The sequence below is a fragment of the Coleofasciculus sp. B1-GNL1-01 genome, from assembly GCF_040220235.1.
Classification (GTDB): Bacteria; Cyanobacteriota; Cyanobacteriia; order Cyanobacteriales; family Coleofasciculaceae; genus Coleofasciculus.
The window spans coordinates 1-24,172 of record NZ_JAVJTO010000157.1 but is presented as its reverse complement, the minus strand read 5'-3'; the positions used below and the strand labels follow the sequence as shown (position 1 = coordinate 24,172).

The 24,172-nt window shown below is 46.1% G+C and carries 20 protein-coding genes; 9 read left to right on the top strand and 11 right to left on the bottom strand.

Annotated elements, in window-relative coordinates; all coding sequences use genetic code 11:
* Positions 1-62: 62 nt before the first annotated feature.
* On the bottom strand, positions 63-1,643 hold the full coding sequence (locus RID53_RS33815) for a BON domain-containing protein (protein WP_446392263.1): 1,581 nt from the start codon (positions 1,641-1,643) through the stop codon (positions 63-65).
* Positions 1,644-1,916: 273 nt separating this feature from the next.
* Here RID53_RS33815 and RID53_RS33810 point away from each other — a divergent pair, with 273 nt between their 5' ends.
* Positions 1,917-2,516: a hypothetical protein gene (locus RID53_RS33810; protein WP_446392262.1), complete on the top strand. Its 600-nt coding sequence runs from the start codon at positions 1,917-1,919 to the stop codon at positions 2,514-2,516.
* Positions 2,517-2,641: 125 nt separating this feature from the next.
* On the opposite strand, the gene RID53_RS33805 is transcribed toward RID53_RS33810, so the two are convergent.
* Together RID53_RS33805 and RID53_RS33800 are read right to left on the bottom strand one after the other, a co-directional pair.
* Positions 2,642-2,824, bottom strand: a complete 183-nt coding sequence (locus tag RID53_RS33805; RefSeq protein WP_446392261.1) for a hypothetical protein — start codon at positions 2,822-2,824, stop codon at positions 2,642-2,644.
* Between the two features lie 255 nt (positions 2,825-3,079).
* Positions 3,080-3,886, bottom strand: a complete 807-nt coding sequence (locus RID53_RS33800; RefSeq protein ID WP_446392260.1) for a pantothenate kinase — start codon at positions 3,884-3,886, stop codon at positions 3,080-3,082.
* A gap of 343 nt (positions 3,887-4,229) precedes the next feature.
* Here RID53_RS33800 and glgX point away from each other — a divergent pair, with 343 nt between their 5' ends.
* Positions 4,230-6,353 (top strand): glycogen debranching protein GlgX, encoded by a 2,124-nt coding sequence (glgX, locus tag RID53_RS33795; RefSeq protein ID WP_446392259.1) that lies wholly within the window; start codon positions 4,230-4,232, stop codon positions 6,351-6,353.
* Positions 6,354-6,726: 373 nt separating this feature from the next.
* On the opposite strand, the gene rpiA is transcribed toward glgX, so the two are convergent.
* The 4 genes from rpiA to RID53_RS33775 all read right to left on the bottom strand — a co-directional run bounded on the left by rpiA (position 6,727) and on the right by RID53_RS33775 (position 10,029).
* Complete coding sequence (rpiA, locus tag RID53_RS33790; protein ID WP_446392258.1) at positions 6,727-7,437, bottom strand: ribose-5-phosphate isomerase RpiA; 711 nt, start codon at positions 7,435-7,437, stop codon at positions 6,727-6,729.
* Positions 7,438-7,719: 282 nt separating this feature from the next.
* Entirely contained in the window at positions 7,720-8,163 is a 444-nt protein-coding gene (locus RID53_RS33785) for an RNA recognition motif domain-containing protein (protein WP_446392257.1), read from the bottom strand.
* A 451-nt stretch (positions 8,164-8,614) separates the two neighbouring features.
* Complete coding sequence (gene rsmG / locus RID53_RS33780) at positions 8,615-9,304, bottom strand: 16S rRNA (guanine(527)-N(7))-methyltransferase RsmG (RefSeq protein ID WP_446392256.1); 690 nt, start codon at positions 9,302-9,304, stop codon at positions 8,615-8,617.
* A 56-nt stretch (positions 9,305-9,360) separates the two neighbouring features.
* Complete coding sequence (locus tag RID53_RS33775; RefSeq protein ID WP_446392255.1) at positions 9,361-10,029, bottom strand: ABC transporter ATP-binding protein; 669 nt, start codon at positions 10,027-10,029, stop codon at positions 9,361-9,363.
* 129 nt (positions 10,030-10,158) lie between these two features.
* Between RID53_RS33775 and RID53_RS33770 the strand changes: the two genes are divergently transcribed.
* Complete coding sequence (locus RID53_RS33770; RefSeq protein ID WP_446392254.1) at positions 10,159-11,082, top strand: Sll0314/Alr1548 family TPR repeat-containing protein; 924 nt, start codon at positions 10,159-10,161, stop codon at positions 11,080-11,082.
* A 96-nt stretch (positions 11,083-11,178) separates the two neighbouring features.
* Here RID53_RS33770 and RID53_RS33765 read toward each other — a convergent pair whose 3' ends face one another.
* Entirely contained in the window at positions 11,179-11,640 is a 462-nt protein-coding gene (locus RID53_RS33765; RefSeq protein WP_446392253.1) for a hypothetical protein, read from the bottom strand.
* A gap of 320 nt (positions 11,641-11,960) precedes the next feature.
* Here RID53_RS33765 and RID53_RS33760 point away from each other — a divergent pair, with 320 nt between their 5' ends.
* On the top strand, positions 11,961-12,200 hold the full coding sequence (locus tag RID53_RS33760) for a helix-turn-helix transcriptional regulator (RefSeq protein WP_446392252.1): 240 nt from the start codon (positions 11,961-11,963) through the stop codon (positions 12,198-12,200).
* A gap of 105 nt (positions 12,201-12,305) precedes the next feature.
* Positions 12,306-12,473 carry a hypothetical protein gene (locus RID53_RS33755; RefSeq protein ID WP_446392251.1) on the top strand — a complete coding sequence of 56 codons (168 nt, stop codon included), beginning with the start codon at positions 12,306-12,308 and terminating at the stop codon, positions 12,471-12,473.
* A gap of 96 nt (positions 12,474-12,569) precedes the next feature.
* On the opposite strand, the gene RID53_RS33750 is transcribed toward RID53_RS33755, so the two are convergent.
* Both RID53_RS33750 and RID53_RS33745 read right to left on the bottom strand, forming a co-directional pair.
* A complete protein-coding gene (locus tag RID53_RS33750) occupies positions 12,570-13,385 on the bottom strand; it encodes an SDR family oxidoreductase (RefSeq protein WP_446392250.1) in 816 nt (271 codons plus the stop codon).
* A gap of 37 nt (positions 13,386-13,422) precedes the next feature.
* Positions 13,423-14,634: a pentapeptide repeat-containing protein gene (locus RID53_RS33745; protein ID WP_446392249.1), complete on the bottom strand. Its 1,212-nt coding sequence runs from the start codon at positions 14,632-14,634 to the stop codon at positions 13,423-13,425.
* Between the two features lie 162 nt (positions 14,635-14,796).
* Between RID53_RS33745 and RID53_RS33740 the strand changes: the two genes are divergently transcribed.
* Entirely contained in the window at positions 14,797-15,072 is a 276-nt protein-coding gene (locus RID53_RS33740; RefSeq protein WP_446392248.1) for a TRADD-N-associated membrane domain-containing protein, read from the top strand.
* 608 nt (positions 15,073-15,680) lie between these two features.
* Here RID53_RS33740 and RID53_RS33735 read toward each other — a convergent pair.
* On the bottom strand, positions 15,681-17,438 hold the full coding sequence (locus RID53_RS33735; RefSeq protein ID WP_446392247.1) for a peroxidase family protein: 1,758 nt from the start codon (positions 17,436-17,438) through the stop codon (positions 15,681-15,683).
* A 351-nt stretch (positions 17,439-17,789) separates the two neighbouring features.
* On the opposite strand from RID53_RS33735, the gene RID53_RS33730 reads away from it, so the two are divergent.
* The 3 genes from RID53_RS33730 (at position 17,790) to RID53_RS33720 (ending at position 24,011) form a co-directional block, all read left to right on the top strand.
* On the top strand, positions 17,790-18,002 hold the full coding sequence (locus RID53_RS33730; RefSeq protein ID WP_446392246.1) for a hypothetical protein: 213 nt from the start codon (positions 17,790-17,792) through the stop codon (positions 18,000-18,002).
* Entirely contained in the window at positions 17,941-20,928 is a 2,988-nt protein-coding gene (locus RID53_RS33725) for a Calx-beta domain-containing protein (RefSeq protein ID WP_446392245.1), read from the top strand. Before RID53_RS33730 ends, RID53_RS33725 begins: the two co-directional genes overlap by 62 nt.
* Before the next feature lie 503 nt (positions 20,929-21,431).
* Positions 21,432-24,011, top strand: a complete 2,580-nt coding sequence (locus tag RID53_RS33720) for a single-stranded-DNA-specific exonuclease RecJ (RefSeq protein ID WP_446392244.1) — start codon at positions 21,432-21,434, stop codon at positions 24,009-24,011.
* Positions 24,012-24,172 lie beyond the last annotated feature (161 nt).

Here is a 24,172-nt window from a genome sequence, read left to right as displayed (position 1 = left end):
AACACTTCAGCTAGCTTCTCATCCGGTGAGAGGTTTTTTCTTAATTTTCGCCAATCTGCCGATTAGGACTGAATATCATAATCAACATCAAGCTGATTAATCACACTCATCGCGCCGCCTTCGTAGGCTTCTTCCGTGGCTTGATTGCGTTCATTCCAGGTATCCACATTACCCGTTAACGTGGCAACTCCATTATCCACCGCCACCGTCACCTCGTCGCGGTCAACGAAAGGAGACCAATACAACTCATCTCCTATATCTTCAGCGATTTCGGCATCAGTTTTGGACGCGATCGCATAATCATAGTCATAGACTGTCGGGTCCCAATCGTAGAAAGAAGTCTCATAAGTTAATTGTTCGTAGTCAACGGTGAGATTATTATCCACCGCCAGCGCACCTCTAACCCGAACAGCCGCATCACCCGCTTGCCACTTCTCAAAGTAGGAATCAACCACACCCGTGAGAGTAACCATGCTATCACTCACCGCCACATCAACTTCACTCGCTTCCACATAAGGATCACGCTCAAGTGCATTCTTCACATTGGTAGTGATATCACTCTGGCTTACTTCGTCAACAGGTTGTACATTAATCTGGTTTTCTACGTTCCAGACACCCAGCGTATTACTCGCATCTTGTGCCGCCGCGTTCTTAGCTTTTAGATTATCAACGTTACCCGTGAGCATAACCTCGCCATTATCTACAGCCACATTCACATTAAAGCTAGCCACACGGGGGTCATACAGTAACGCATCCTTAACCGCATCCTGAATTTCCTCGTCAGTTGCATCCGCATACATCTGCTTGCGGATCATTTGATCACGCGCCCACCACTCAACCGTTAACGGATCATTCACCACGGAACTCACACCCGTCACATAAGCGTCTGCAGTGGCGAGGGATTTTTCATGGAGACTACCGACTGAACCACCGAGGGTAACAATACCATCATTAACGCTAACCTCAATCAGTCCATCATCCACTCGTGCATCCCATTGCAGCGCGTCCTCAACTTCTTCGCGAATTTCATTATCGGGACGGACAACATCTGGATTTACTGAGATATTATTTTCCAGTCCAGTGACTCCTCTCACCCCTTTGACAACCTTTGCCACCAGTTGTTTCTCTTGCCAGGAATCAACGCTACCGGTTAGGGTGACTATACCATTATTGACCGTAGAATTGATTTCCCAACTTTCCGTTGCGGGGTCAGCAGCAAGGGCGGCGGAAATATCCCCAGAAATTTCTATATCAGATTGCCCTGATGGTGCGACATTGATAGTATTGACGATAGATCTCACACCTTTAATCATTTCAGTAATCCGTTGGGCGCGGTCTTTGGCGAGGATATTATTGACTGAACCGGATAAAGTAACAATCCCTTCGTTAGTTTCCACTTCAATAGCGTCAGAGGGAACGCCTCGCGCCACTAAAAATTCACCCTTAATTGTTTCTGTAATCTCGCTATCGGCTAACTGTTCGTCTGCTACAGCGACAGCCGTGGGAGAGTCTGTTGTCGTGAGTGGGCGACTCTCAATCTGATCGGTCGCGCAGGCTGTGAGCGCTGTTAACGTGACGGCAGCTAGCAATCCTGAGGAAAATGTTTGGAGTACGCCATTTTCTTTCAGTTTAAAATAATTCATGGTGGATAAGCTTGCCTTCCATACACCTCATGGTCAAGGCTATCTAATCTAGAACTAACTCACCTCTGTCGTAAGTAAAATTTGTCACTCGGAAACAGGCAAATGCAATCCTTCAACTGATTTAACCCCAGCCAATAAGGTTGGGTAGCAGGTGAAATACTACTTTAATAAGAGAAAAGATTTCTGATTTTTCTAACTATCAAGGGATGTAGAAAACTCCGGAACAGAGCGAACATAGAATTAGATGAGTCGTTTAATAAAGGTCTATACGCTATGTTCTATCAAAATTCGCAAGCTTCAAAAAACTCCCTGACACGAGGAATTTCTGCACTAGCGGCTGGTTCTGCTTTACTTTTCGGTACACCGTTGCTGGTATCTGAGGTAGCACAGGCTCAAAACCAGATGGTAGTCGCTCAGACGGCTGCTATTCCAGCAACGAGCGCTCAAAGCCAGACGCTTCATTTGAATAATGACAGGACTTATTCGTACAATCTGGAAGTTGCCCGTGGCACCACTGTCGATGGGATGTATATTCCGGCTGGTGCAACTATTTTGGGTCGCTATGAACCAGCGAGTGGAGGATTACGCTATGTGGCGACAGGCGTGAGAATGAATGGTCGCACCTACAACCTGGATGCTACTTCAGAGGTGATAGAAGACCAAAAAGACCCACGGGACACCTCCGCCGGATCAATTGCAGAAGATGCGGGTATCGGTGCTGCTGGTGGGGCGATATTAGGTGAAGTTTTCGGCGATGCGGACATTGAAGAAATCATTGGCGGCGCTGTCGCTGGTGGTGTTGCGGGTAATGTTACGGCTGACCGAGTGGTTGTGGTGGAACCGGATGAAATGATTACTCTCTACGGCAGCTAGAGTGTCGGTTCAGTAAAATAACTTGACAGAACGTGCAAAATTTGCATAATTTAGAGGCAAGCATTTGGGTCACTCCTCAAAGGCTTGCCAATTAATCTAGCTAATGCGATCGCGCTCCCGAATGCTCAACTCCAGTATGTATCGTCTGAGTCTGACTCTTGGTCAGCAGAAGCGGTTTGATGTCGTACCTCGGTGTCTTGGTCATCGCCTGAACCCTGTCGGATTTGACGACATCTAGAAAGGAGTTCTTCAAGATTTTCTTCCATATCTTTTAGATCAAGTAGCTGGAGTTGGTAAGAAAAGGACATTTTTTTATTCTCTTAACTGTTGACCATTGCCTATTTCCAGTATTCCAGACTTACTAAGAAATTCAGTGTATTACCTGTGTTTTTTTTGTGAAGTTATCGCTAAAAAATGATAAAGATTTTTTCAACAAAACTTAATTAAATTATTTTTTGATAAACAAAACTTAAACACTATGTTATCAATAGAGAATTTTGTGGTTGTCTTGGCGCTCGATCTAGTCTTCCCTAAATAAATATCTATCGTTTCGGCTATACATCTTAACCTGAAATATTCTGGGTTATAGCCACAAATTTAATTCCCCAAAAAATTAAGTGGCGATCGGCAACAAGATAAGGATAAAATCTAGGATAACGACTATGTATATAGTAGAGTAATAAGTCAGCGTCCCCACCCGTGAAAGCAATTAGGCTGCTAGGGAAGCGATGCAACCAATCGGCAATAAACTCTCGAATTCCTGCTAATAGAGTATAAATAACGCCACTTTCAATCGCGGTCAAGGTATCTATCGCCCAACGATTGGGTAATTGGCGCTTCAGTGAGATAGACGGTAAAGCGGCTGTGTTGTGGGCTAAGGATTCAAGTTGTAATTTGAGTCCCGGTAAAATAGCGCCGCCGACAAGATGGCGACGATCATCAACACCCGTAACGGTTAGTGCTGTACCCGCATCAATCACCAGCACCGGATAATTATAGGTTTCTCCCGCCCCTAACACAGCGAGGGCGCGATCAATACCCAAGGTGGGATAGACGCCTAACAGAGGTACATCCTCTAGAGTAATAACGTGGGCAACTGGATAAGTTTGCCACAATAGAGTTTGCTCAGGAATGACTGAAGCGATATAAAGGGGTAGGTATGGATTGGAAGAATACTCACAAACGAATGGTTCACCGAAGATGGTGGTAGGTAAAAGACCAGATGTCCAGTGTTGAATGATTGATTCCACCTCTGCGGCTGGGAAATGCTGGGTATCCCAAGCCTCTTGGAGCGTATCTCCCGCAAACCAAGCCCAGTGCAGCCGAGAGTTACCAATCATCAATGCGACATAGTGGTCGGGGAGATTCATGTTCGTTAGAATTGCTTAGACATTAAGGATTAGTGATTGAACAGTTTAAAGGTATACCATTGGGTGTAATCAACGTTTCATCCATCAGCGCAGACCCATTCTGTTAGATGTTTGATGTCTCAAAGCAGTCGTTAACCCTACCACTCCCCAAAACAATTGATTGGCTGATCTACCCATTACTAATCAACTGCATCTATTGTTAGGGAAGGGAATAATCTGCAAAATTATAGGTTGATCCTGATCAGGCGCAAATGCGATAAGTAATTAGATCCATCTTACGGCTTAGGAGAAAGGTTGCCTTTAGCTTGAGTATTTTATAGTGATGGAGTAAGGAGGTTCATGCATGTACGTACCCGTTTGGCCCGGTAAAAGTTACCCTTTAGGAGCAACCTGGGATGGTAAAGGCACAAATTTTGCCTTGTTCAGTGAGAACGCAACGGCTGTCGAGCTTTGTTTATTCGATGATCAGGATGAGGAGACACGCTTCGAGTTGACGGAAGTCAGCAACTTCGTCTGGCATGGTTATTTACCGGGTATCGGTCCGGGACAACGGTACGGTTTCCGCGTCCATGGTCCGGTTGCACCGGAGGAGGGTCATCGCTTCAATCCCAATAAACTGCTGATTGACCCTTATGCTAAGGCATTGGATGGCGAGATTGGCTACGGGGAGGAAATCTTTGGTTATCCGTGGGATGATCCAGAAAAAGACTTGGTCTTGTCTGAACGTGATGATGCTCATCTGATACCCAAAGCCGTGGTTGTCGATGAGTCTTTTGACTGGGAAGAGGACGAACTGCTGCAACGACAGGCTCACGAAACGATTATTTACGAAACCCATGTTAGGGGCTTCACGAAGCTAAACCCAGACATCCCCGAACCGCTACGGGGAACTTATGCGGGACTTGCCCATCCTGCCGCGATCGCCTATCTTCAGACCTTGGGGATTACGGCAGTAGAATTGCTCCCCGTGCATCACTTTTTGTCCCAACCGGGACATTTGGTGGATAAAGAGTTAAAGAATTACTGGGGGTATGATTCCATCGCCTATCTCGCGCCCCATGCCAACTACAGCGCCAGTGGTACTCAAGGGCAACAGGTGCGTGAGTTTAAGGAAATGGTCAAGGCGCTGCATAAAGCGGGGATTGAGGTGATTCTGGATGTCGTCTACAATCATACTGGCGAAGGCAATCATCTGGGTCCGACGCTTTCCCTGCGCGGCATTGACAATGTGGCATACTACCGCACCATGGAAGATGATCCTCGCTACTACATGGATTTTACTGGGTGTGGAAATTCCCTGAACGTGCGTCATCCCCAAGTCCTAAAGCTAATTATGGATAGCCTGCGCTATTGGGTGCTACAGATGCATGTGGATGGCTTCCGCTTTGACTTAGCCTCGGCGTTGGCGCGAGAACTCTATGAGGTGGACAGTCTGGCGGCATTCTTTGATATTATTCACCAAGACCCAGTCCTCTCGAATGTGAAGCTGATTGCTGAACCCTGGGATGTGGGCATGGGGGGCTATCAAGTGGGTAAATTCCCTTTGCTATGGTCTGAATGGAATGGGAAATATCGGGATACCGTGCGCGATTTTTGGCGTGGTGAAGATAGCAGTTTAGCCGAATTTGCCTATCGGTTCACGGGAAGTTCTGACTTGTATGAGTCCAATGGACGACGACCGAGTGCTAGCATTAATTTCATTACCGCCCATGATGGATTTACCCTGAACGACCTGGTAAGTTATAACGAAAAACATAACGAGGCAAATGGGGAAGAAAATCAGGATGGGGAAAGCCATAACCGTTCCTGGAATTGTGGGGCGGAAGGCGAAACCGATGATTCAGAGATTCTCCAGTTAAGGAATAGACAACGGCGCAACTTTTTGGTCACGCTGATGTTATCCCAAGGTGTCCCCATGTTACTAGGCGGCGATGAAATTGGGCGATCGCAAGGGGGGAATAATAATGCCTACTGTCAGGATAGTAAAATCTCTTGGTTTGATTGGGATTTACCGGAGGAAAATGCGGCACTCTTAGACTTCACCCGTCAACTGATCTATTTCCGCCGCCAGCATCCGACATTCCGACGACGCAAGTGGTTTCTCGGTCGAGCGATTCATGGTTCTAGCGTTAAGGACATTGGTTGGTTTAACCCCGACGGTGGCGACATGACCGAGGATCAATGGATGGCGGGGTATACCAAGGCGATCGGTATTTTCTTAAATGGTGAAGAAATTGCCACGCCAGGAGAGGAGGGGGAACGAGTCATGGATGAGAGTTTCTTCATCTGCTTCAATGCTCACTATGAGATGATTGAATTTACGCTCCCTCCAGGATTGCAAGCCAGAGAATGGGTGGTGGTGATTGACACCGACAAGCCTCGCTTTGTCGAGGAAGAAATCATCTATACCGAGGATAAGCCGATTCCAGTTACTGCGCGATCGGTGATGGTGTTGCGACGACGATAAGGTTGGCTGTAGAGACGCGCCATGGCGCGTCTCTACCCGTGCTTATAAACACAAATAATACCATCATTGTGTAGGGGCGACCCGCTTGCACCAATGAATAACTTTATCCATTCAATTTACTCGGGTCGCCCTGTCTTCTAAGCAAGCGTTACAACAAAAAGAATCGAATGCAAATTAATAAAATTGTAGGGTGCGTTAGCGCAGCGTAACGCACCATCTTACTGACGTGCGCCCTTTGCCAACGTGCGCCCAACTTAACCATACTACTAAATTGCAGTTACTCGCTCGGTGGGCAAGAGCAACGAACGGTAACATCAGCATTTCATTATTTATCGTCTTGCCCACCCTACAATAAAACTAGATGGATAACCGACTACATCTCGCGTACTAGCGGTTTACCATCTTTCACTTCACCGACTAGCACCACATTAGCCACACCAACAAATAAACCATTCTCTAAAACACCAGGAATATTATTAATCGTCTTTTCTAATTCACCTGGGTTATCCATAGAATCAAAGGTAACATCAATCACCATATTGCCCTGATCGGTTACCACGGGACCCGCTTTCTTGACCCCCATCCGTAATTCCGGTTTGCCTCCCAATTTCTCGATCGCCCGCATCACTGGGGCATACGCCATGGGAATAACTTCTACAGGCAGTTTAAACGTAGAACCCAAACGATCAACCAGCTTACCACTATCAACCACCACAATAAATTGATCAGCGAGAGAATCCACCACTTTCTCACGAGTATGCGCCGCACCACCGCCTTTAATCAAATTCTTTTGCGGATCAACTTCATCAGCGCCATCAATGGCAACGTCAATATGATCCACGGCATCTAAGCTAGTTAAGGGAATACCATGGTCTTTAGCTAACACCTCTGCCTGAAATGAAGTGGGAATCCCCTTGATATCTTTCAGATCACCTTTTTTGATGCGATCGCCGATATACTGAATCGCATACGCCGTGGTTGAGCCTGTACCTAAGCCAACAATTGTCCCGGATTGCACCCGTTCAGCCGCTGCTTTACCGACTTCTTGCTTCATCACCTTAACCGGGTCAGTTTCTGCACTCATACTAAAATGTCCTTCTTGGTTATGAATTACTGGGGATGGGGCTTATGTCATCGTTAGGTTAACGATGCCCAGATTTCAGGATGTCACCCCAGAAGTAAGGGTATCATTGTCGGTCGGTCTTTAGCGATCGCCATTGCCTGAAATTTGGCAACAAAGACGGACACGGCAAATTGGCAGCAGAAAATACTGCGTTTACCGTGTCCTACGGTTAGCGCGGGTTGTCTAACGTCGCTTTTGTCGCTAGACGAGTTCAGTTGGTTGGGCTTTTGAATTAAACCAACTCTAAGAATTATTCGGTTGTGCCGATAAAAGTTCCTTGAGTTTTGCCAAATCATCTGCCCATCGGGGGTCAGGTTGAACTGAACCCGAATCGGGTGATGGAGTATTCCGTTTGGATTTTTTGCCACCCCCTCGACGCCCGGAGGTACCGCCACCACCTCCAGATGGGCGAGATTCATCGTCATTGGAACTTTTTGACTTGGGCTGGGCTTTTTCAATTTTCAAGGCGCTGTCTTTAAAGACGTGACCGTTGAATTTCTCAATAATTTGCTCAGCCAACTCATCATTGGGAACGGTGACAAAACCAAATCCGCGACATTTCCCCGTTTTGCGATCTTTAATCACTTTGGTGGAAACCGATGGACTGGCTTCGGCAAAAACCGCTTGCAGTTCATCGCGATCAACGGGTTCTTTTGGCAGGTTGCCAACATAAAGACGAACGGACATGAAGGATACCTCCAGATGTGATTGAAATTTAAATCCATGAGCATACACCAGCAATTGGATTGAAACAGGATAGAGGAAACGAATGAACGATTTCTACGTCCAGATAATTTTCCACTGATCCTGACCAACCTCAACAGCACAGACTGATGTAGTAAAATCAAACTCTTTTGACCATTTACACGGTTTAACTACGACCCTTTTGTGAACTCCGGGTCGTCATATCAGGTTTGAAGCTAATGCTTTGGCTCGTAACTCTAATTATTACAGAATATTTACACTATTGTTAACCTAACACGAGTTGCCGCAGGCAAGCTAGTATATCAGAAAGATTGGGGTTGTTTACCAGATGTGAATGATTTAGCCGCTTGTCAATGCGGTGAAGCTGGGGAAGCAATGTAGAGACGTGCCATGGCGCGTCTGGAAGCTGGGAGAGAAGAAATTAAATGAGGACTTATCCGAGCCGTATTGGAACTCGTAAGTATAAACAGTGGCGGATGCTATGGGATAGGGGTGTGGTAAAGGATTCAACCGATGCGATCGCGCTCCCTAATGATTCAACCTTCCCCTTCAACTCATCGGTTTGATCTTCACTCCAATGTCCTCGATATAAAATCCCTAACCCTCCCGGCTTCAGGAAGGGTAACACATAGTCCGCACAAGCGGATGCCGAACCCACAGCCCGAACCAGGGCGATGTCATAGTGTTGGTGATGCTGGCGGTGTTGTCCAACTTTTTCCGCCCGACCCAGTACAGTTGTAGCATTAGGGATAACTAACTGGGGAATCAGGGAATCGAGAAAGGTAATTTTTTTGCGCGTTGAATCGAGTAACGTCACCGAACTTGAGGGAAGCGCGATCGCGACAGGCAATCCGGGAAATCCTGCACCTGTACCAATATCAATAATATTGAGCGGTTTCTCCGCCTCTGACAACAGGGAAGCCACACCTCGCAGTGAATCCCATAAATGCTTCTCCCAAAAATCCTCCGGTTGGGTGATGCGGGTTAAATTCAACTGGCGATTCCCTGCCAAAATTCCAGCATACAGGCGCTGAAATTGCCGTTGCTGACTCTCAGTCGGTTGCCAGTCTAAGGTTTCCTGCCAAACCTCAACCATTTCCGGAAGCAATTGTTTATCGTTCATTAATATCATGTCCACGAAGGACGAAGGACGAATGACTAATGACAAAAGACGAATGACTAATGACTCGTAACCACCGCTTTTTGTCCCAGACTCGTCGGGTCAACCGCGTTCAGTTCACCCTGTTGGATTGTCCAACAGGAGTCAGCAATTTGCAATAACTCCCCTGCATCGTGAGTCACCACCAGTAATGTCCAATGAGACTTGAGTTTTAGGAGCAAATTCGCTAACTGGCGGCGCATTGACCAATCCAGTCCCGCCGTGGGTTCGTCTAACATCAATACCGTCGGTTGGCGAATCAACTGAACCGCTAAGGCTAAACGGCGTTGTTGACCGCCACTGAGCGCATGAGGAGAGGTATACAGCGAAATATCACCCAGTCCCACTTCAGTTAAGGCTTCCTGAACCCGTTCTGCACCCAATTCCGGGTGTCCCATCCGCAATTCCTCTAGCACCGTACTCCCACAAAAGTGCCGTTCAGGAAACTGAAACACCAATCCGGCGAGTTGTTGCAAGTGATCAGGCGTTAATCCTTGTTCACCCCAGAATATATCACCCGATGTGGCTTGGGCTAAACCTGCCAGAATCTCCAATAAGGTCGTTTTACCCGACCCACTGCGACCTATAATCAGTCCGAGTTGTTGCGGTGCTAGGGTTAAAGTCAGACCTTTTAAGATAGCGGTGGGAGTAGCGGGGGGGTGATAGGTTATATTTTTGAGATAAAGCATCCAAATCCGTTGTGCAAAAAGATGGTCGGATCTTCTTCATTCTGACATCGATTGTCTTGGGATTGCGGACTGGAACCTGCAATTCCCGCCAACGTCGAACGTTAACAGACATTAGTGGTAGTGAAGACGATGAATCATTGGTTGCCAACCCCCCGACGAACTGTAAATGCTTTAGCTGGCGCAGCGATTATGGTTGTCAGTTTTTGGGTGACTCCGAGTTTAGCTGGCGATCCGTTTCGTCCCAGTAATCCTCGCAATATTGGCGATAAGACAGAAGCCGCATTTGAATCGATTTTTAAACAAGGAGATTATAAAACCGCTAAGGACTACCTTCAGCAAGCTGAAGCCAGTGAAGGAACTGATCCGTTAATCTATGCCATGCTAGCCGCGATCGCTTACACTGAGCGAGAGTTAGAAACCCTGAATACTTACGCCACAAAAACCCGAACCACGGCTGAACAACTGATTACGTCTGATCCACTACGCGGCAATCTTTACACGGCGGTCGGTCACTTTTTAGAAGGAACCTATAACTTTGAGAAAGAAGGTCCAGTTAGAGCGCTGAGTAAATTACAGAAAGTCTTTCAATATTTAGACGCCGCCAAAGCTATTGATGGTGAAGATCCAGAGTTGAACTTACTCATCGGTCACATGGATTTGATGTTAGCGGTTAATGTCCCCTTTGCTGATCCGGCTGATGCGATTGAAAAGTTAGAAACTCATGGTTATCCCAAGTATCTGGCGTATCGAGGGATTGCTGTAGCTTATCGCGATTTGAAAAAATATGATCAGGCGATGGATTATGTCGAACGCGCTTTGGCAATGACGCCGGATAATCCAGAAGTCTTATATCTGAAAGCCCAAATTTTAGTGCATCAAGATAAGCCGGAAGCTGCACTAGACTACTTTAAAAAAGCATTAGAAAAACGGGCGCAACTTCCTAATTATTCGACGGGTCAAATTGTCTACGAGCAATGTAAAGCCCAAGAAGAAGTTGATAATATTGATCGGGATTGTCGAGCCGAACGAAATCGCGCCAGAGAAGGTAATTAATTGATCGCTGTTGCATTCAACGTTGTGATGTGGGATGCCAGCAATCCTTTAGTTGAACCACCATCTGTAGGGACACGACATGTCGTGTCCTTACTTTCAGATTCTCCTTTTTGGGGAAACATCAAACAAAAGTTCAAATTCTGCGTTGGGAATGAAGCGGTTGAGAACTCTCAAATAATCTTGGGCATCTTGGCGGTTGTAGAATCTAGCGATTGTGTAGCGTTGAGCGTTGGGGAGAAGGCGAACAATTGCCCAAGGGCGGGTCAAGTCCACAGATGAGGGAATGGGTTGATTTGTCAGTTCTCTACCTCGGATAATATTGAGGATGCTGTGGATGAGATGCCAAAGGATACTACGTGCTGGGGTGGTGTCGTTGGGGAGTAAACCCCAGTCGCCCACAGGTGCGGGTAGCCAAGTCAGGAGGTGGGAGTAGCCGTCTTTGTGGATTTTCCAGGATAAGCGGCGGGGTTGCTTCAGACATTGATAATTGTGTTGTCGCAGCAAGGCACACAGTTTCTCACCTTCAATTTGAAGGCGTAGCCAGTCAGAATGTTTCATGGAGTTTCCTCGTTTATTAATTGATAGATGAACCCTAGTGACTGCACTCAGAACACGCAGTTGCTTCTTTGTCAAGACAGCAATATCTTGCGTGACTCGTAAAGTGTCTGTTACTTTTGATTGGCTTATAGGTAATCTATTAATGGACAAGACAGTGATTGCCTAGAACGTGATTCGCGTACTAGGCGTACAGCACTTTTTGTTGCAGTCACGTACCTTTTTTGGTGCTTATCTCCCTAAAGCGGTTTAGGGTCGATAGCAATAGTCTAAACCAATTCAGTAAAAGTATCAAGCTATTTAGCTAAATTAATTCAGTAAAAATGGCGAAAAAGCCTTTGTCGCCCCTCAAAAAGCTCAGAATGCTTCAAAACCTTACCCAGCAAGAACTTGCAGATGTATTGGGTGTGACCCAAGACACTGTGGCAAATTGGGAAAGAGGCAGGGCTGTGCCGAGGCTAACCGTTTCCCAATTTAAAACCCTGCTGGCTGTGTTGAAGGTGACACCAGAAGAACTTCCCGATGACTTCGGTCCACCAGAATCGCCGTTAGAGGAGAATTAGCATCACCGCGCTTTCCATGATTTGCACCCAAGGCAGCGATCGCACTGTTTGTCGTCGGTGCTATCTTCGCCATAGACAGTGGTAATTTCGTGATGAGTCCACTCAATGACTATTCTTTTTCAAACCGAACGTCTCATCGTCCGCACTTATGAACCCCAACAGGACGCTTGCCAAGCCTTTGCCATTTACGGTGATCCTGAAGTCATGCGTTTTATTGGTAAGGGTCAAGCCCAAGAGAATATTACCGCCGTTTGTTCAAGGAAAATCTGTTAAAACTTACATCTTGCACCCGTTAAATAGTTGTAGGTTGGGTTGACGATAGGAAACCCAACCTACAACCTATCCCACAATTTTAGCTGTGTCAGTCCACTACTTACTCGCCTGACGCTGTGGTTGAATAGCTTTAGCTGTCATCCAATCAACCCAGGCTGGTGCAATTAATTTTAACCATAATCCTAAACGCCCTTTGGGAGTCATAACTAATTCTCGCCGACGCTGTACCATCGCCTGAAGAATCTGATTCACACAGTCTTCAACGGACATGGCTTGCGGTGGCTGATGTTGTCGGTTTGCTTGGATCGGGATACCTTCTGCACCCAAAGCGCGATCGCGAATTGTTGTCGCCACAAATCCCGGTGAAACTACCAACACATCTACCCCCGTCTCCCGTAACTCAATCCGTAGGGTATCAAAAAAGCCTTGCATCGCGTGTTTACTGGCAACATAACCACTGCGGGTAGGAACTCCATGTTTGCCACAGAGGGAGGAAATGGCGACTAATAACCCTTTAGAAGCTTTTAAATACGGTAAAGCATAGTGGGTACAATACACTGCACCCAAATAGTTCACCCGCATAATCTGCTCAAATAACGACAAATCCGTCACCATCTCAAACGGTGCATACATGGAGATTCCGGCATTATTCACCAATCCCGTGATCGCACCAAATCGACTCACCGCCTGTTCGATCAGGTTTTGACAGGCTTCTGGGTTCGTGACATCCGTCGGAACCGCGATCGCTTGACCCCCGGCTTTTAAGCAATCATCAGCCGTTTTCATCAGCGCCGCCTGATTTCGTGCGGCTAGGACTACATTGCTTCCTTGTTTGGCGAGTTTAATCGCTAATGCTTGTCCAATTCCAGCCGAGGCTCCGGTAATAATAAAGGTTTTATTGGTTAATGTCATTAACTCAAAATGCTAAAGTTACTGAAAAACTCTTAAGTCAGCGACGGCTCAAAACCCCAGAGCGATCGCCTGGAGAATCCTCAAAGATAGCTCCGCGTTGTTTCAAGTCAAATTTCAGTTCTTCAGTAAGCCCTGGATTTTCTTTAAACCGAGCCTCATTCACATCGGCATCTCTCAGGTTAGCAAAAATCAGGTTAGCACCACCCAGGTTGGCACCACTCAGGTTGGCACTACTCAGGTTGACACCACTCAGGTTGGCATCGCTTAGGTCAGCATCGCCTAAGTCAGCTCCCCTCAAGTCGGCGCTGATGAGGTTGGCACGACTCAGGTTGGCACGCCACAGGTTGGCGCCACTCAGGTTGGCAGAAATCAGGTCAACACCACTCAGGTCAGCAAAAATCAGATTGGCAGAAATCAGGTCAGCACGACTCAGGTTGGCACCGCTCAGGTTGGCATCACTCAGGTCTGCGCCACTCAGGTCTGCACCGCTCAGGTTGGCATCACTCAGGTCTGTACCACTCAGGTTGGCATCGCTTAAGTCAGCTCCACTCAAGTTGCGATTCTTAACCTCTCGCCTGACAATATCTTCTACTAAACGCCACTTATCGTTTTCATCATCCTCCGCGCTTTCACTCAAAACTTGAATATCCTCAACCGGAAAACCGTTTAACTCCTTGATTTCTCCTGATTGAAAATTCAATAAAAGTTTTTCGATATCCTCTTGAGAACCCTCGACGATTAATTTGATACTACCTGCTTGAATGTCAAGTATTTTAATAGTATGTCCCGAATAGGTTTTGAGAGCTGATTCTAGAAGTTTAAGATTAGGGGCTGAATTTATATTTCCTTCTAAGGTAATAACTACCTTAGTTTCTTGACTGTCTTTGTCTAGAACGGTTACTTGACGCCTAAGCCTTTGCATCGATTCATCCCCCTCACTCCCCTCATTCAACTCCGAACGACTGCAATCAGACTTCTCTAGACGCTCAGGTGTTTTATCTTCTGTAATTTCTGCCGTTTCTCGCCAATTCAATTTCAATTCTTTACAGATTTTCTTAAAGGTATCAACCTGAATAGGTTGAAAATTAAAAAATTTTGTAACTGTACTTCGTGATAAAAATCGGGATTTAGAAAAATTTGTTTTTGTTTCAAAGCCTAGACGGATCAAGGCTTTCTCTGCCTTCTCTACCCCTTGTGGAGATGCGCGAATAGTTATCTTCCTCTTTTTGGAGCGGCTATTATCTGTCATAATCTGGGGAAACTCAAGAAGCGATCGCTTACTCCATCACAACTAGGGCATAGAACAATCATAGAGAAATCACAAGTGATTGGCAATTAAATCATTGTGTAGTCTGGGTTTCAAGGATTTAGAGCCATATTAGAACTATGAAGTTTAGGCACAACGAAACCGATGAATGACAACCTAACCCCTAACTCTGACTCCACCATCGAACTGATTATTGCCCAAGAACGATTACGTCAAGCCCGTCAGAGTTTTAACCTGGCTCTTATGACAACTACAACTTGCATTCTAATCAGTTTTGCGGGAGTTGGTCTTGTCCTTCTGGGCAAAGCGAATGAGGGAACCATCACCGCGACTGGGGGTCTAGCATCGACTGGCTATTGTCTCAAGCTGTCAAAAGATGCCAATGATAGACTCGATAAGCTTAATGGGCGGGTAAGATAGCTAAAAAGTAAATAGGGGGTAGGGTGTCGGGTGTCGGGTGTTGGGAAACTCTTCAAGCCACTTGTAGGGGCACGATAATATCGTGCCCCTACCCTAAATGACCTGTGTGCTTAAGTCCGACACTTATTTTTTTGCTCCCGAACCGCCAGAACCGACAGGGAACAGTAGTGCGAGCATCTTGCTCGCTACCCATTCCCAATTTAAATGCGTGACAGCTTAATAAAGGTTTTATTGGTTAATGTTTTCATCTTAAGATGTTAGCAGCACTGAAAAACTGTAACATAAGCGACCCGGGCGGGTTTTGTTGTTCATTGATTGGGGAATAGCAGAATTGATTCCCTAAACCCGCCCCTACAATTGACTGGCAATAAATAATTCAAATTACTGGATAGATAGGTCGTAGGTTGGTTTGACGCCTGTTACCCAACAAAATCTCAGGCTAAAGCCTTTACAGTCTGAGGCGATACCTTGATCAGGGCGCACGGAGCGTCATTGGTGTCAACTTAAGTGGAAAACCCAAGCAATACCTTGACTCTACCCCACTCTAACCCTCCCCTTACCAAGGGGAGGGAACCGGGACGGAGCGTGCACCCCTACAGCATGAACCGCTAGATGGATTGGGAATGTCCTGGGTTGGCAGATTTGCGCTGACGCAATTGCCCCAAACTACCGCCAAACACCCCAATTAAAAACAATCCGAATAGTGCAGAAGGTTCTGGTACATCTTTGGCGACAATGAAGGCATTATCCTGAATCGTGGTAATATCCGTATTGCGAACAATAATATCCGAAAGGGTTGTATCGCCAATATCCGGGACTAAACTTAGGAGATCCTGATCGGCTAGATAAAAGAAGCGATCGCCATCCTGTAAACGCTGGAATTGATCGGAGATAATAACATTGAACAATTCGCCAACCATTCCGCCATTATAGGCGTCTTCAGCAATTCCCCCAATCCACAAATCAACTAAATCAATGTTATCCTGACCATCGGTTGTGCCGTAAATATCTCGGAAGCGCTGGGCAATTTCGGCGTCGGATGTAATTTGATCGAAACTGGTATATTCGCCTAATCCTAACGCCTGACGCGCTTCATTATAACCGGGAAGTCCGTGGTCGCGTCCCCGTTGAATATTTACAGCAGCTAAATCCAGTCCGCCGTTCCCAGCAGGGAAGAGGGAATTGCGAACATCATCGACTAAAAATGCATCGATGGTTTGGGCTTTCTGAGAGGCTAATCCTAATAGTAAGGAATCAATCCCATTCTCGGTAATTTCTTGAGGTTTAAAAAAGCTGTCTCTCAATGAAATACTTCCCGCCGATGTGCCATCATTATTGATCCGTTGCAGTTCTGGAGATAACATTGTATGACCGACTCGATAGGCGGCAGTGGAAAATTCGTTGCTGATGCTAGGATTTACCGTTTCATCGTAGCCGCTATAGGGATCAATTGCCGCTTCACCTAAGAGTAAAGGCAGAAACTCATTGTAGGTAATTGCCTGAATTTGGGCACCGACAATCCGGCGGGTGGTTTGATAGATATAGTCGTCTACAGAAAGTCCCGCATCAGCGGCTTTTTGAGACGTTGTTGGATCAGCGGCAATTTCCTCGGCTAATCGATTGTGTTCCCGGACAAAAAGCGTGTGAACCGCCGTTAAAGCAATCTGTTCATTTGCCCGCACATCCCCAGCAATAAATAGTTCCTCAGGGCTGACATGAAAGGGATTGGCATTATGCAAATTTGCGGTATTAAATGGTAACAGATTCCCAGCACTGGTTTTCAGTTTTCCACCTTCTCCAGATCGTAAAAAATTCGCCCGTTCTAAGTCTGAACCATAGACACTTGACCCATCAATATAAGCGGTAATCGCGTTAACTTGTTGGCGAGGATTATTGGTATCTGTACCTGTTCCTGGGGCGGGTGCATTTCTGCGGAAGGGGATAATTGATCCAGGTGGAAATATCGGATCATTACTAGGAACGGGGATGGGTAAAAATTCTGCACCCGCAGGCGGATCAGTCAAGTCGAGGTCATGATCTACGAATTGTCCCCATTGCCATAGCCAATCGCTTGCGTTAAAGGGATTGGGAAGTGATTCGGATTGAGAGGCGATCGCGTTGCTGATGGCGCGAGGGTTGGGGCGATTCATCCCCGCAGGCGCGGAAATTCCGTCACTGTAATCGGGTTCGAGGAGTCGAATCAGTTCAATTTCGGCTTCACCCCAAGTCGGATTATCCAGGTTGTTGTTTGACCCATCAATCGACCTAAATTCTATGGCTTGGGCGGGTAGGGATACAGCAAATCCTAACGTAGCAAAACTGGTTAGAGTGAGAAGCGTTTGACGAATTTTGTGAGCAGTCATCATGGTTGAAGTACACCTTGATAGTTATGAACGAACTGAAAAATCTGGCTCTGAAAGTACCTGAAGGTATCAATTTGCAAAATTCAGTTCTACTTATTACTCTCGATTAACCCACCAATTTTATGCAAAAAGCGAGAGATTGTTATATTTATTTACAAAAAAAAATAGGTTTACCTGTCCGTAGCAAAAAAACTTTAATGTCCTCAAAACTTTACCAAATCTTCATAAAAAACAGAGGTAATTTCACATAATCTTATAATTTACAGAATTAAACTTAAGTAAATAAAATTCACATTCGCTGAGATTTAAACGTCTTAGTCCCAGCAGTATTCGTTTTACCCAGCATCAATACCCATGAACTCTGAGATTAATGGCAAGCTTTGGCATAACCTGAATGGTAATGGATTCCAGGATAGTTTTGAACCGGAAATCGCAGGTGGGACAGTTTACCTGGATGACAATCACAATGGTAAATTCGATGTCGGCGAACGTTCAACGCTAACCGATGAAGACGGCAATTATACGGTTATTTGCTACACCCATGGATGGGTCAGATCACATTGTTGAGTTAAATCCGTTAACGGGTGCAGAAATCAACCGTTTCGCTGCGCCAGATTGGGTGAGTGAAGGATCGGATGGTTTAGCCTACGATGGTAATAGCCTATTCTTTACCAATGGTTTCGATTCCTTGTGGGAACTAAATCCGGATACCGGAACAGTGATTGATTCCGATGTAATTCCGGGGGGAATGGATGCGATTGATGGGTTAGCGGCGTTGGGTGGTAAGGTCTATCTCTTAGACTACCAGCGTAAGGATATTATCGAATTTGACCCCAACAGCGATACAGTTACCAACATTCTCAATATCGATGTGATTAATTCCGGTATCGACAGGGTTGGTGGACTGGGGGCGATGACGAATCCGAATCAGTTGCTGGTTACTAATGACCAGGATACGATATTTGCCATTGATCCAAACACTGGCGTAATTAGCGATACCTTTTTTACCGGGACAACAAATCTTTTAGGCGGAGTCGCTGTTGTTAACAACGAAATCTATGTTGACTCCTTCATGGGAGATCAAACCATTGATGTTTTGGATCAAAATGGGGTATTCCAGCGGACAATTAGCTTACCTTATGATATCTCTGCCCTAGGTGGAGATGACGTTGGCGTGAGTCAAAGGGATCTCAGTTATGAATCCAATGATACGATCGCCCAGGCGCTACAGAGTGGTTTGACGGGTACAAATCCCGGTACGTTTACCGATATTGGCATCATTGGCGATAATCCGAATCATCCAGAGTCGGATGTGGATGTGATTGCCTTCCAGCTTAACCAAGGACAACGGGTTACGATTGACATCGATGAGGTATTTGACTCCCGGTTAGATACAGCATTACGGCTATTTAATTCCACTGGCGAGGAAGTGGCGTTCAGTATCACTGATTTAGCGCCAGGTGAGTCGGTATGGGAACCTTATATCGAGTTTGAAGCATTCCACAGTGATACCTATTATGTGGGAATTAGTGGCGCGGATAATTTGACGTATGACCCCGTTGTGCCAAATAGTGGCAATGGTTGGGGTAAGACTGGGGCATACCAGGTAACGATCGACATTGACGATAATCGAGGACCCGATGAATCTAACGATACCATTTTTAACGCGATCGCAACTGGGTTAAGTTCCACGACTCCTGGTGTCTTTACCGATACCGCCATCATTGGCGATAATGGCTATCCCGACAACCCGACGATGGCGGAATCTGATGTTGATTTCTATAAAGTTAACCTGGAAGCCGGAGAACGAGTTACCGTTGATATTGATGCTTGGCAGGTAGGTTCTCAACTTGACGCCCAATTGTACCTGTTTGATGCTAGGGGATATGACATCGCCTGGAGTGACAACGAATCTGCACCTGGGGAAGTGGAATCAGGATTTGATCCTTATCTCGACTTTACCGCCCTTGAATCCGGTACTTATTATATCGGGGTGAGTAGTTCTGGCAATTGGTATGATCCGTTTGTGGCAAATAGTGGTTCCGGCTATAGCACAGGTGGATATAACATTAAGATTGGCGTTGGCGATTACACGGAAATTCCTGGAACCCATACCGTTACCCTCAATCCTGGTGAAACCCAAGCTAAGGTTGATTTTCGCAATCGCTTAGTTGTACCACCAGAAATTACGGTGGATGATGTCACCCTGACTGAGGGAGATAATGGTAGCCAATACGCTAACTTTACCGTTAACCTGTCCGATGCCTATAGTGAGGTGGTTAGTGTAGACTACCATACCTCAGATGAAAGTGCGATCGCAGGTGAAGACTATATCGCCACAAACGGTATCCTAACCTTTGACCCCGGTGAAACCACGAAAACCGTCAATGTAGAGATTTCCGGCGATACCAAGATAGAAACTGATGAAAGCTTGGTTCTGAATCTCAGTAACGCGATTAATGGTGCGATCGCGGATAATCAAGGAACGGTTACGATTGAAAATAATGACTTGCCGAGTCTCTCCATAGAGAATATCAGCCTCACAGAAGGTGACAGTGGCATCACCAATGCTGAATTTACAGTTAACCTTTCCCAAGCCTTTCACGAAACCGTTACCGTAGACTATACCACTGCCGATAATAGCGCCACGGTGAAGCGTGATTATACAGCTATCAATGGTACGCTAACCTTTGCCCCTGGTCAAACCAGTCAAACGATAAATGTTGACGTCATTGGCGATACAGCATTTGAGGATGATGAAACCTTTGCCTTGAATCTGAGTAATCCCAACAACGCTATCTTAGATAATAGTCAAGGTGTGGCAACAATTGTTAAAGATGATTTCCCCACGGAATTAAACATCACCACCGATGAAGTAACCAATAGTTACGCCTTAATCTCCTACGCGGGGAACCAAGATAAAAACGCCTTGGTTGACTTTACCTGGGATGGCAATGAAGACGGTACTCAATCCTGGGGCATCAAAGGCTTCAATAATTACAGCGATACTGCTGGTGAGTGGCAATCCTATCAAATCCGGGTTGGCGATTTCTTCACAGGTCAAATGAATTACTTGGTATTAGGAAATGACCATGATGTGAAAAATCCCAATGCAGCGAGTCAGTTCCGTAATATTCAAGTGTACGAACAGAGTGCAACGGACGAGATTACTGGGACTGATCCCAGTGTCGGAGAGGTAGATACTCTGACCGGAACTGCCAATGTCGATACCTTTATCTTAGGAGATGGAACCGGGGCATTATACGCCGACAATGGGGTGGATGATTACGCCTTGATTATGGACTTTGATGTCAGTCAAGATATGATTCAACTGGCTGGAAGTGCGGCTGACTATCAGTTAATGGCAACGTCTGGTAGTTTACCGGAAGGAACCGGAATCTACCGGGATTTGGGAACGTCCGATGAATTAATCGGGATTGTTCAGAATGTTTCTTCTCTAAGTTTAGAGAGTTCCACCTTTAGTTTCGTTTAATTAATCCTAAACTGCCATAAACACGTAGGGGCGCACATCAGTGCGCCCTTATTCATGTAAGCGGTATCCCCTTAAGCACCATTGTAGAGACGCGCCATGGCGCGTCTCTACATAAATGATGTGTCCTATTGCTATACGTGCTGTCTTCGCTTCTAGCCCTAAACTGCTGACTCTGAACTCAGCTTAAGTCGATGCCATTTTAATTAACCTCAAGTCAATAAATTAATCGGGATAATCCCTGGATACCTGACGGATTTAGATTTAATCACCTTAAGTAGGTAGAGAAAATAACAGTTAACAGTGAAGATCGTCATTTGTTATACTCGCGACAGCGAGTTCTTCACCGTTCCCATTAATTGTGTCCACCTACTTACTGTACCCAATTTAAAGGCGTGACCGCTTATTTCCCGCATAAAACAGGCTAAGATTTTCATAGGGGCGTTGTTTCAACTCACGCCGTCGAACCGTCAACTGTCTCCCCTAACTCTCCTCCCCGCCGACTTATGCCTCAACCCCAATGGCACGTTCAACCCTCTCCAGATGTTCCCCAATGGTTCCTGGATGCGGTTAAATCCTACACCCCCGCATCAGAAGGATATTACGCCGCCCAATTACTATGGCAACGCGGAATTCGGGAGTTAAATCAATTAGCTGGATTTATTAATCCCGACTTATATCAACCCGCGAGTCCCTTTGAATTTGGTCAGGAAATGAAACGGGCGGTACAGCGATTGCAACAAGCGCGGGATAAGGGGGAAAAAGTAGCAATTTGGGGAGACTTTGACGCCGATGGAATTACCGCAACCAGCGTTTTATGGGACGGATTGGGGCAGTTTTTGCCGCAGAATCAATACCTCACCTATTATATTCCCAATCGTCTCACCGAATCTCACGGGTTGAATTGTTCGGGAATTGACCAACTAGCAGAATCGGGAACTCAACTGATTGTCACCTGCGATACAGGCAGCACCAATCTCAGCGAAATTGACTATGCTGATCAGTTAGGAATAGACATCATTATTACCGATCATCATACTTTACCAGAGGAGCGACCGAACGTTGTTTCGATTATTAATCCTCGCTATTTTGTCGAAACCCATCCCCTGTTTCATCTCTCTGGTGTGGCGGTAGCGTATAAATTAGTCGAGGCACTTTATCAAACATTACCGGATAGTCCTCAACAACCGTTAGAGGACTTATTAGATTTAGTAGCAATTGGTTTAATTGCTGATTTAGTCCAACTGAGTGGTGATTGTCGCTATTTAGCCCAACGGGGAATTCAAACGCTACAGCAACAATTGAAAACCCGCACCCGCCCCGGTGTAGCTAAACTTTTAGAACTCTGTCAGCGCAGTGGCGATCGCCCTACGGATATTTCCTTTGGCTTAGGTCCAAGAATTAATGCAGTCAGTCGGATTCAGGGGGATGCGTCTTTTTGTGTGGAATTATTAACCCGTCGCGATGAAGCCTATACTCAAACCTTAGCCCTAGAAACCGAATTAGCTAATAGTCGCCGCAAATCCTTACAGAAAGATATTACGGAACAGGTTAAACGAAAACTGGCACAACTTGACCTTTCAACCACCTGTGTTATTGTTCTAGATGATCCCCAATGGTCAGCAGGCGTTTTAGGCTTAGTTGCGGGTCAAATTGCCCAAGAATATGGACGCCCGACGGTTTTATTAAGTACAGGTGAAAATTGGGGCGACGAAGGTGCAGAGGAGACAAAGGAGAAAGAAGAGTTCACTCAACACTCCGTTAGGGCGGGTTTTGAACAAAGGTTATCACCAATAGGGCAACGAAATTCCCTAAACCCGCCCCTACACCCTCAAAACCAGGTTCCCTACGAGGATGGCGAAGGGTCAAAACTCACCACTTCGCCGATCGCCAGAGGGTCTGCCCGTTCAGTGAATGGAATAGACCTGTATGAATTAGTCCAATCCCAAGAACACCTATTACACCGATTTGGCGGACATCCTTTTGCTGCTGGCTTAAGTTTGCCTGTAGAAAATATTCCCTTATTTAGCGAAGGGATTAATCAAAAGTTACGCCAACAAGTCGCCGCCCAAGACGCCTTGTTAGCCCCTGTTGTTACCGCTGATATTGTCGTCACGGTTGCGGCTTTAGGCAAACCGCTATTCCAGGAACTTAAACTCTTAGAACCTTGTGGCATGGGAAATCCGGTTCCCAAATTGCTAATTGAAAACTGTTGGTTTGAATCAGTTTGGAATCGTAATACTCAGGACTTGAAAGGTAAAAAAGTGCAATATATTAAAACCGAATTAGAAATCTGGGATGATTCCACAAGTATGGGATTTCCCGGTATCTGGTGGGGACATTATCGCGATGAAGTTCCCAAAGGTCGATGTAATGCGATTGTGGAACTGGACTATAATAACTTCAAAAAACGTCCCGAAGTGCGCTTAGTCGCCGTTCAATCGGGGGATAGGATTTCCTCATTTAATCTTCCCAGTCAACTGGATTGGATTGTAGATTGGCGCGATGGAATGCAGGAGGATAGCGAGAACCTGCTGTCGATGTCCAATCCTTTGACTCCACCCGTCTTAGTTGGCGAACCAGAGGAAACGCCCACACCTGAACCCAGTGATCCATTAACCGTTCGCGAATGTCCCACCAGTTGGGATGAATTGCAACTCTGGTTTAGACGGGCGATGCAAAGCGAACGGAAATTAGCGATCGCCTATCCGCCACCGCCTCAACTCTCCTCCCGCCAGGTGTGGGAGAAATTAGTTGGACTAGCTAAATTCCTCAGTCGTACTGGGAAATCCGCTACCCTAGGGCAATTGCAAGACAAGTTAGACTTAAGCGATCGCACCTTACATCGGGGACTAACCGCCCTTTCTGGGTTAGGGTTTCAGGTAACCCACCAAGGCTGGTCTATCCAAATCAGTGGGTCAATGGGGGAGTGGGATGGAGACGCGATCGATCCAACCACAAAGGAAAGCATTCAACTCTTTTTATCGGCTGTCGAAGAAGAACAATTTTTGCGTCAGTATTTTTATCAGGTTCCCTTGTCCACCATTCATGGAATGTTAGCGCTATCAACAAATAGGGGCTGCTAAGTGCTGTGGTGAGGGGGAGCGGGGCAGGGCTAATTCATTGTGATGAGAGAAAATTAGGACGACCAGAATTTAGCGTAAACTAAATCTTGCAGCCATAGTTTAATCGAGTCATTTGCTTGCTATGAAGGTCAATCTCCTGGAAGCCTTAACCCAAGTGCCAG

Excerpts from the sequence above, each read along its gene's own strand:
- glgX (WP_446392259.1), top strand. The coding sequence starts at position 4,230 with ATGTACGTACCCGTTTGGCCCGGTAAAAGTTACCCTTTAGGAGCAACC.
- RID53_RS33720 (WP_446392244.1), top strand. The coding sequence starts at position 21,432 with ATGCCTCAACCCCAATGGCACGTTCAACCCTCTCCAGATGTTCCCCAA.
- RID53_RS33815 (WP_446392263.1), bottom strand. The coding sequence starts at position 1,643 with ATGAATTATTTTAAACTGAAAGAAAATGGCGTACTCCAAACATTTTCC.
- rpiA (WP_446392258.1), bottom strand. The coding sequence starts at position 7,437 with ATGAGTGCAGAAACTGACCCGGTTAAGGTGATGAAGCAAGAAGTCGGT.
- RID53_RS33810 (WP_446392262.1), top strand. The coding sequence starts at position 1,917 with ATGTTCTATCAAAATTCGCAAGCTTCAAAAAACTCCCTGACACGAGGA.
- RID53_RS33805 (WP_446392261.1), bottom strand. The coding sequence starts at position 2,824 with ATGTCCTTTTCTTACCAACTCCAGCTACTTGATCTAAAAGATATGGAA.
- RID53_RS33750 (WP_446392250.1), bottom strand. The coding sequence starts at position 13,385 with ATGACATTAACCAATAAAACCTTTATTATTACCGGAGCCTCGGCTGGA.
- RID53_RS33740 (WP_446392248.1), top strand. The coding sequence starts at position 14,797 with ATGAATGACAACCTAACCCCTAACTCTGACTCCACCATCGAACTGATT.
- RID53_RS33785 (WP_446392257.1), bottom strand. The coding sequence starts at position 8,163 with ATGTCCGTTCGTCTTTATGTTGGCAACCTGCCAAAAGAACCCGTTGAT.
- RID53_RS33735 (WP_446392247.1), bottom strand. The coding sequence starts at position 17,438 with ATGATGACTGCTCACAAAATTCGTCAAACGCTTCTCACTCTAACCAGT.
- RID53_RS33745 (WP_446392249.1), bottom strand. The coding sequence starts at position 14,634 with ATGACAGATAATAGCCGCTCCAAAAAGAGGAAGATAACTATTCGCGCA.
- RID53_RS33800 (WP_446392260.1), bottom strand. The coding sequence starts at position 3,886 with ATGAATCTCCCCGACCACTATGTCGCATTGATGATTGGTAACTCTCGG.
- RID53_RS33755 (WP_446392251.1), top strand. The coding sequence starts at position 12,306 with ATGACTATTCTTTTTCAAACCGAACGTCTCATCGTCCGCACTTATGAA.
- RID53_RS33760 (WP_446392252.1), top strand. The coding sequence starts at position 11,961 with ATGGCGAAAAAGCCTTTGTCGCCCCTCAAAAAGCTCAGAATGCTTCAA.
- RID53_RS33730 (WP_446392246.1), top strand. The coding sequence starts at position 17,790 with ATGAACTCTGAGATTAATGGCAAGCTTTGGCATAACCTGAATGGTAAT.
- RID53_RS33725 (WP_446392245.1), top strand. The coding sequence starts at position 17,941 with ATGAAGACGGCAATTATACGGTTATTTGCTACACCCATGGATGGGTCA.
- RID53_RS33765 (WP_446392253.1), bottom strand. The coding sequence starts at position 11,640 with ATGAAACATTCTGACTGGCTACGCCTTCAAATTGAAGGTGAGAAACTG.
- RID53_RS33775 (WP_446392255.1), bottom strand. The coding sequence starts at position 10,029 with ATGCTTTATCTCAAAAATATAACCTATCACCCCCCCGCTACTCCCACC.
- RID53_RS33770 (WP_446392254.1), top strand. The coding sequence starts at position 10,159 with ATGAATCATTGGTTGCCAACCCCCCGACGAACTGTAAATGCTTTAGCT.
- rsmG (WP_446392256.1), bottom strand. The coding sequence starts at position 9,304 with ATGAACGATAAACAATTGCTTCCGGAAATGGTTGAGGTTTGGCAGGAA.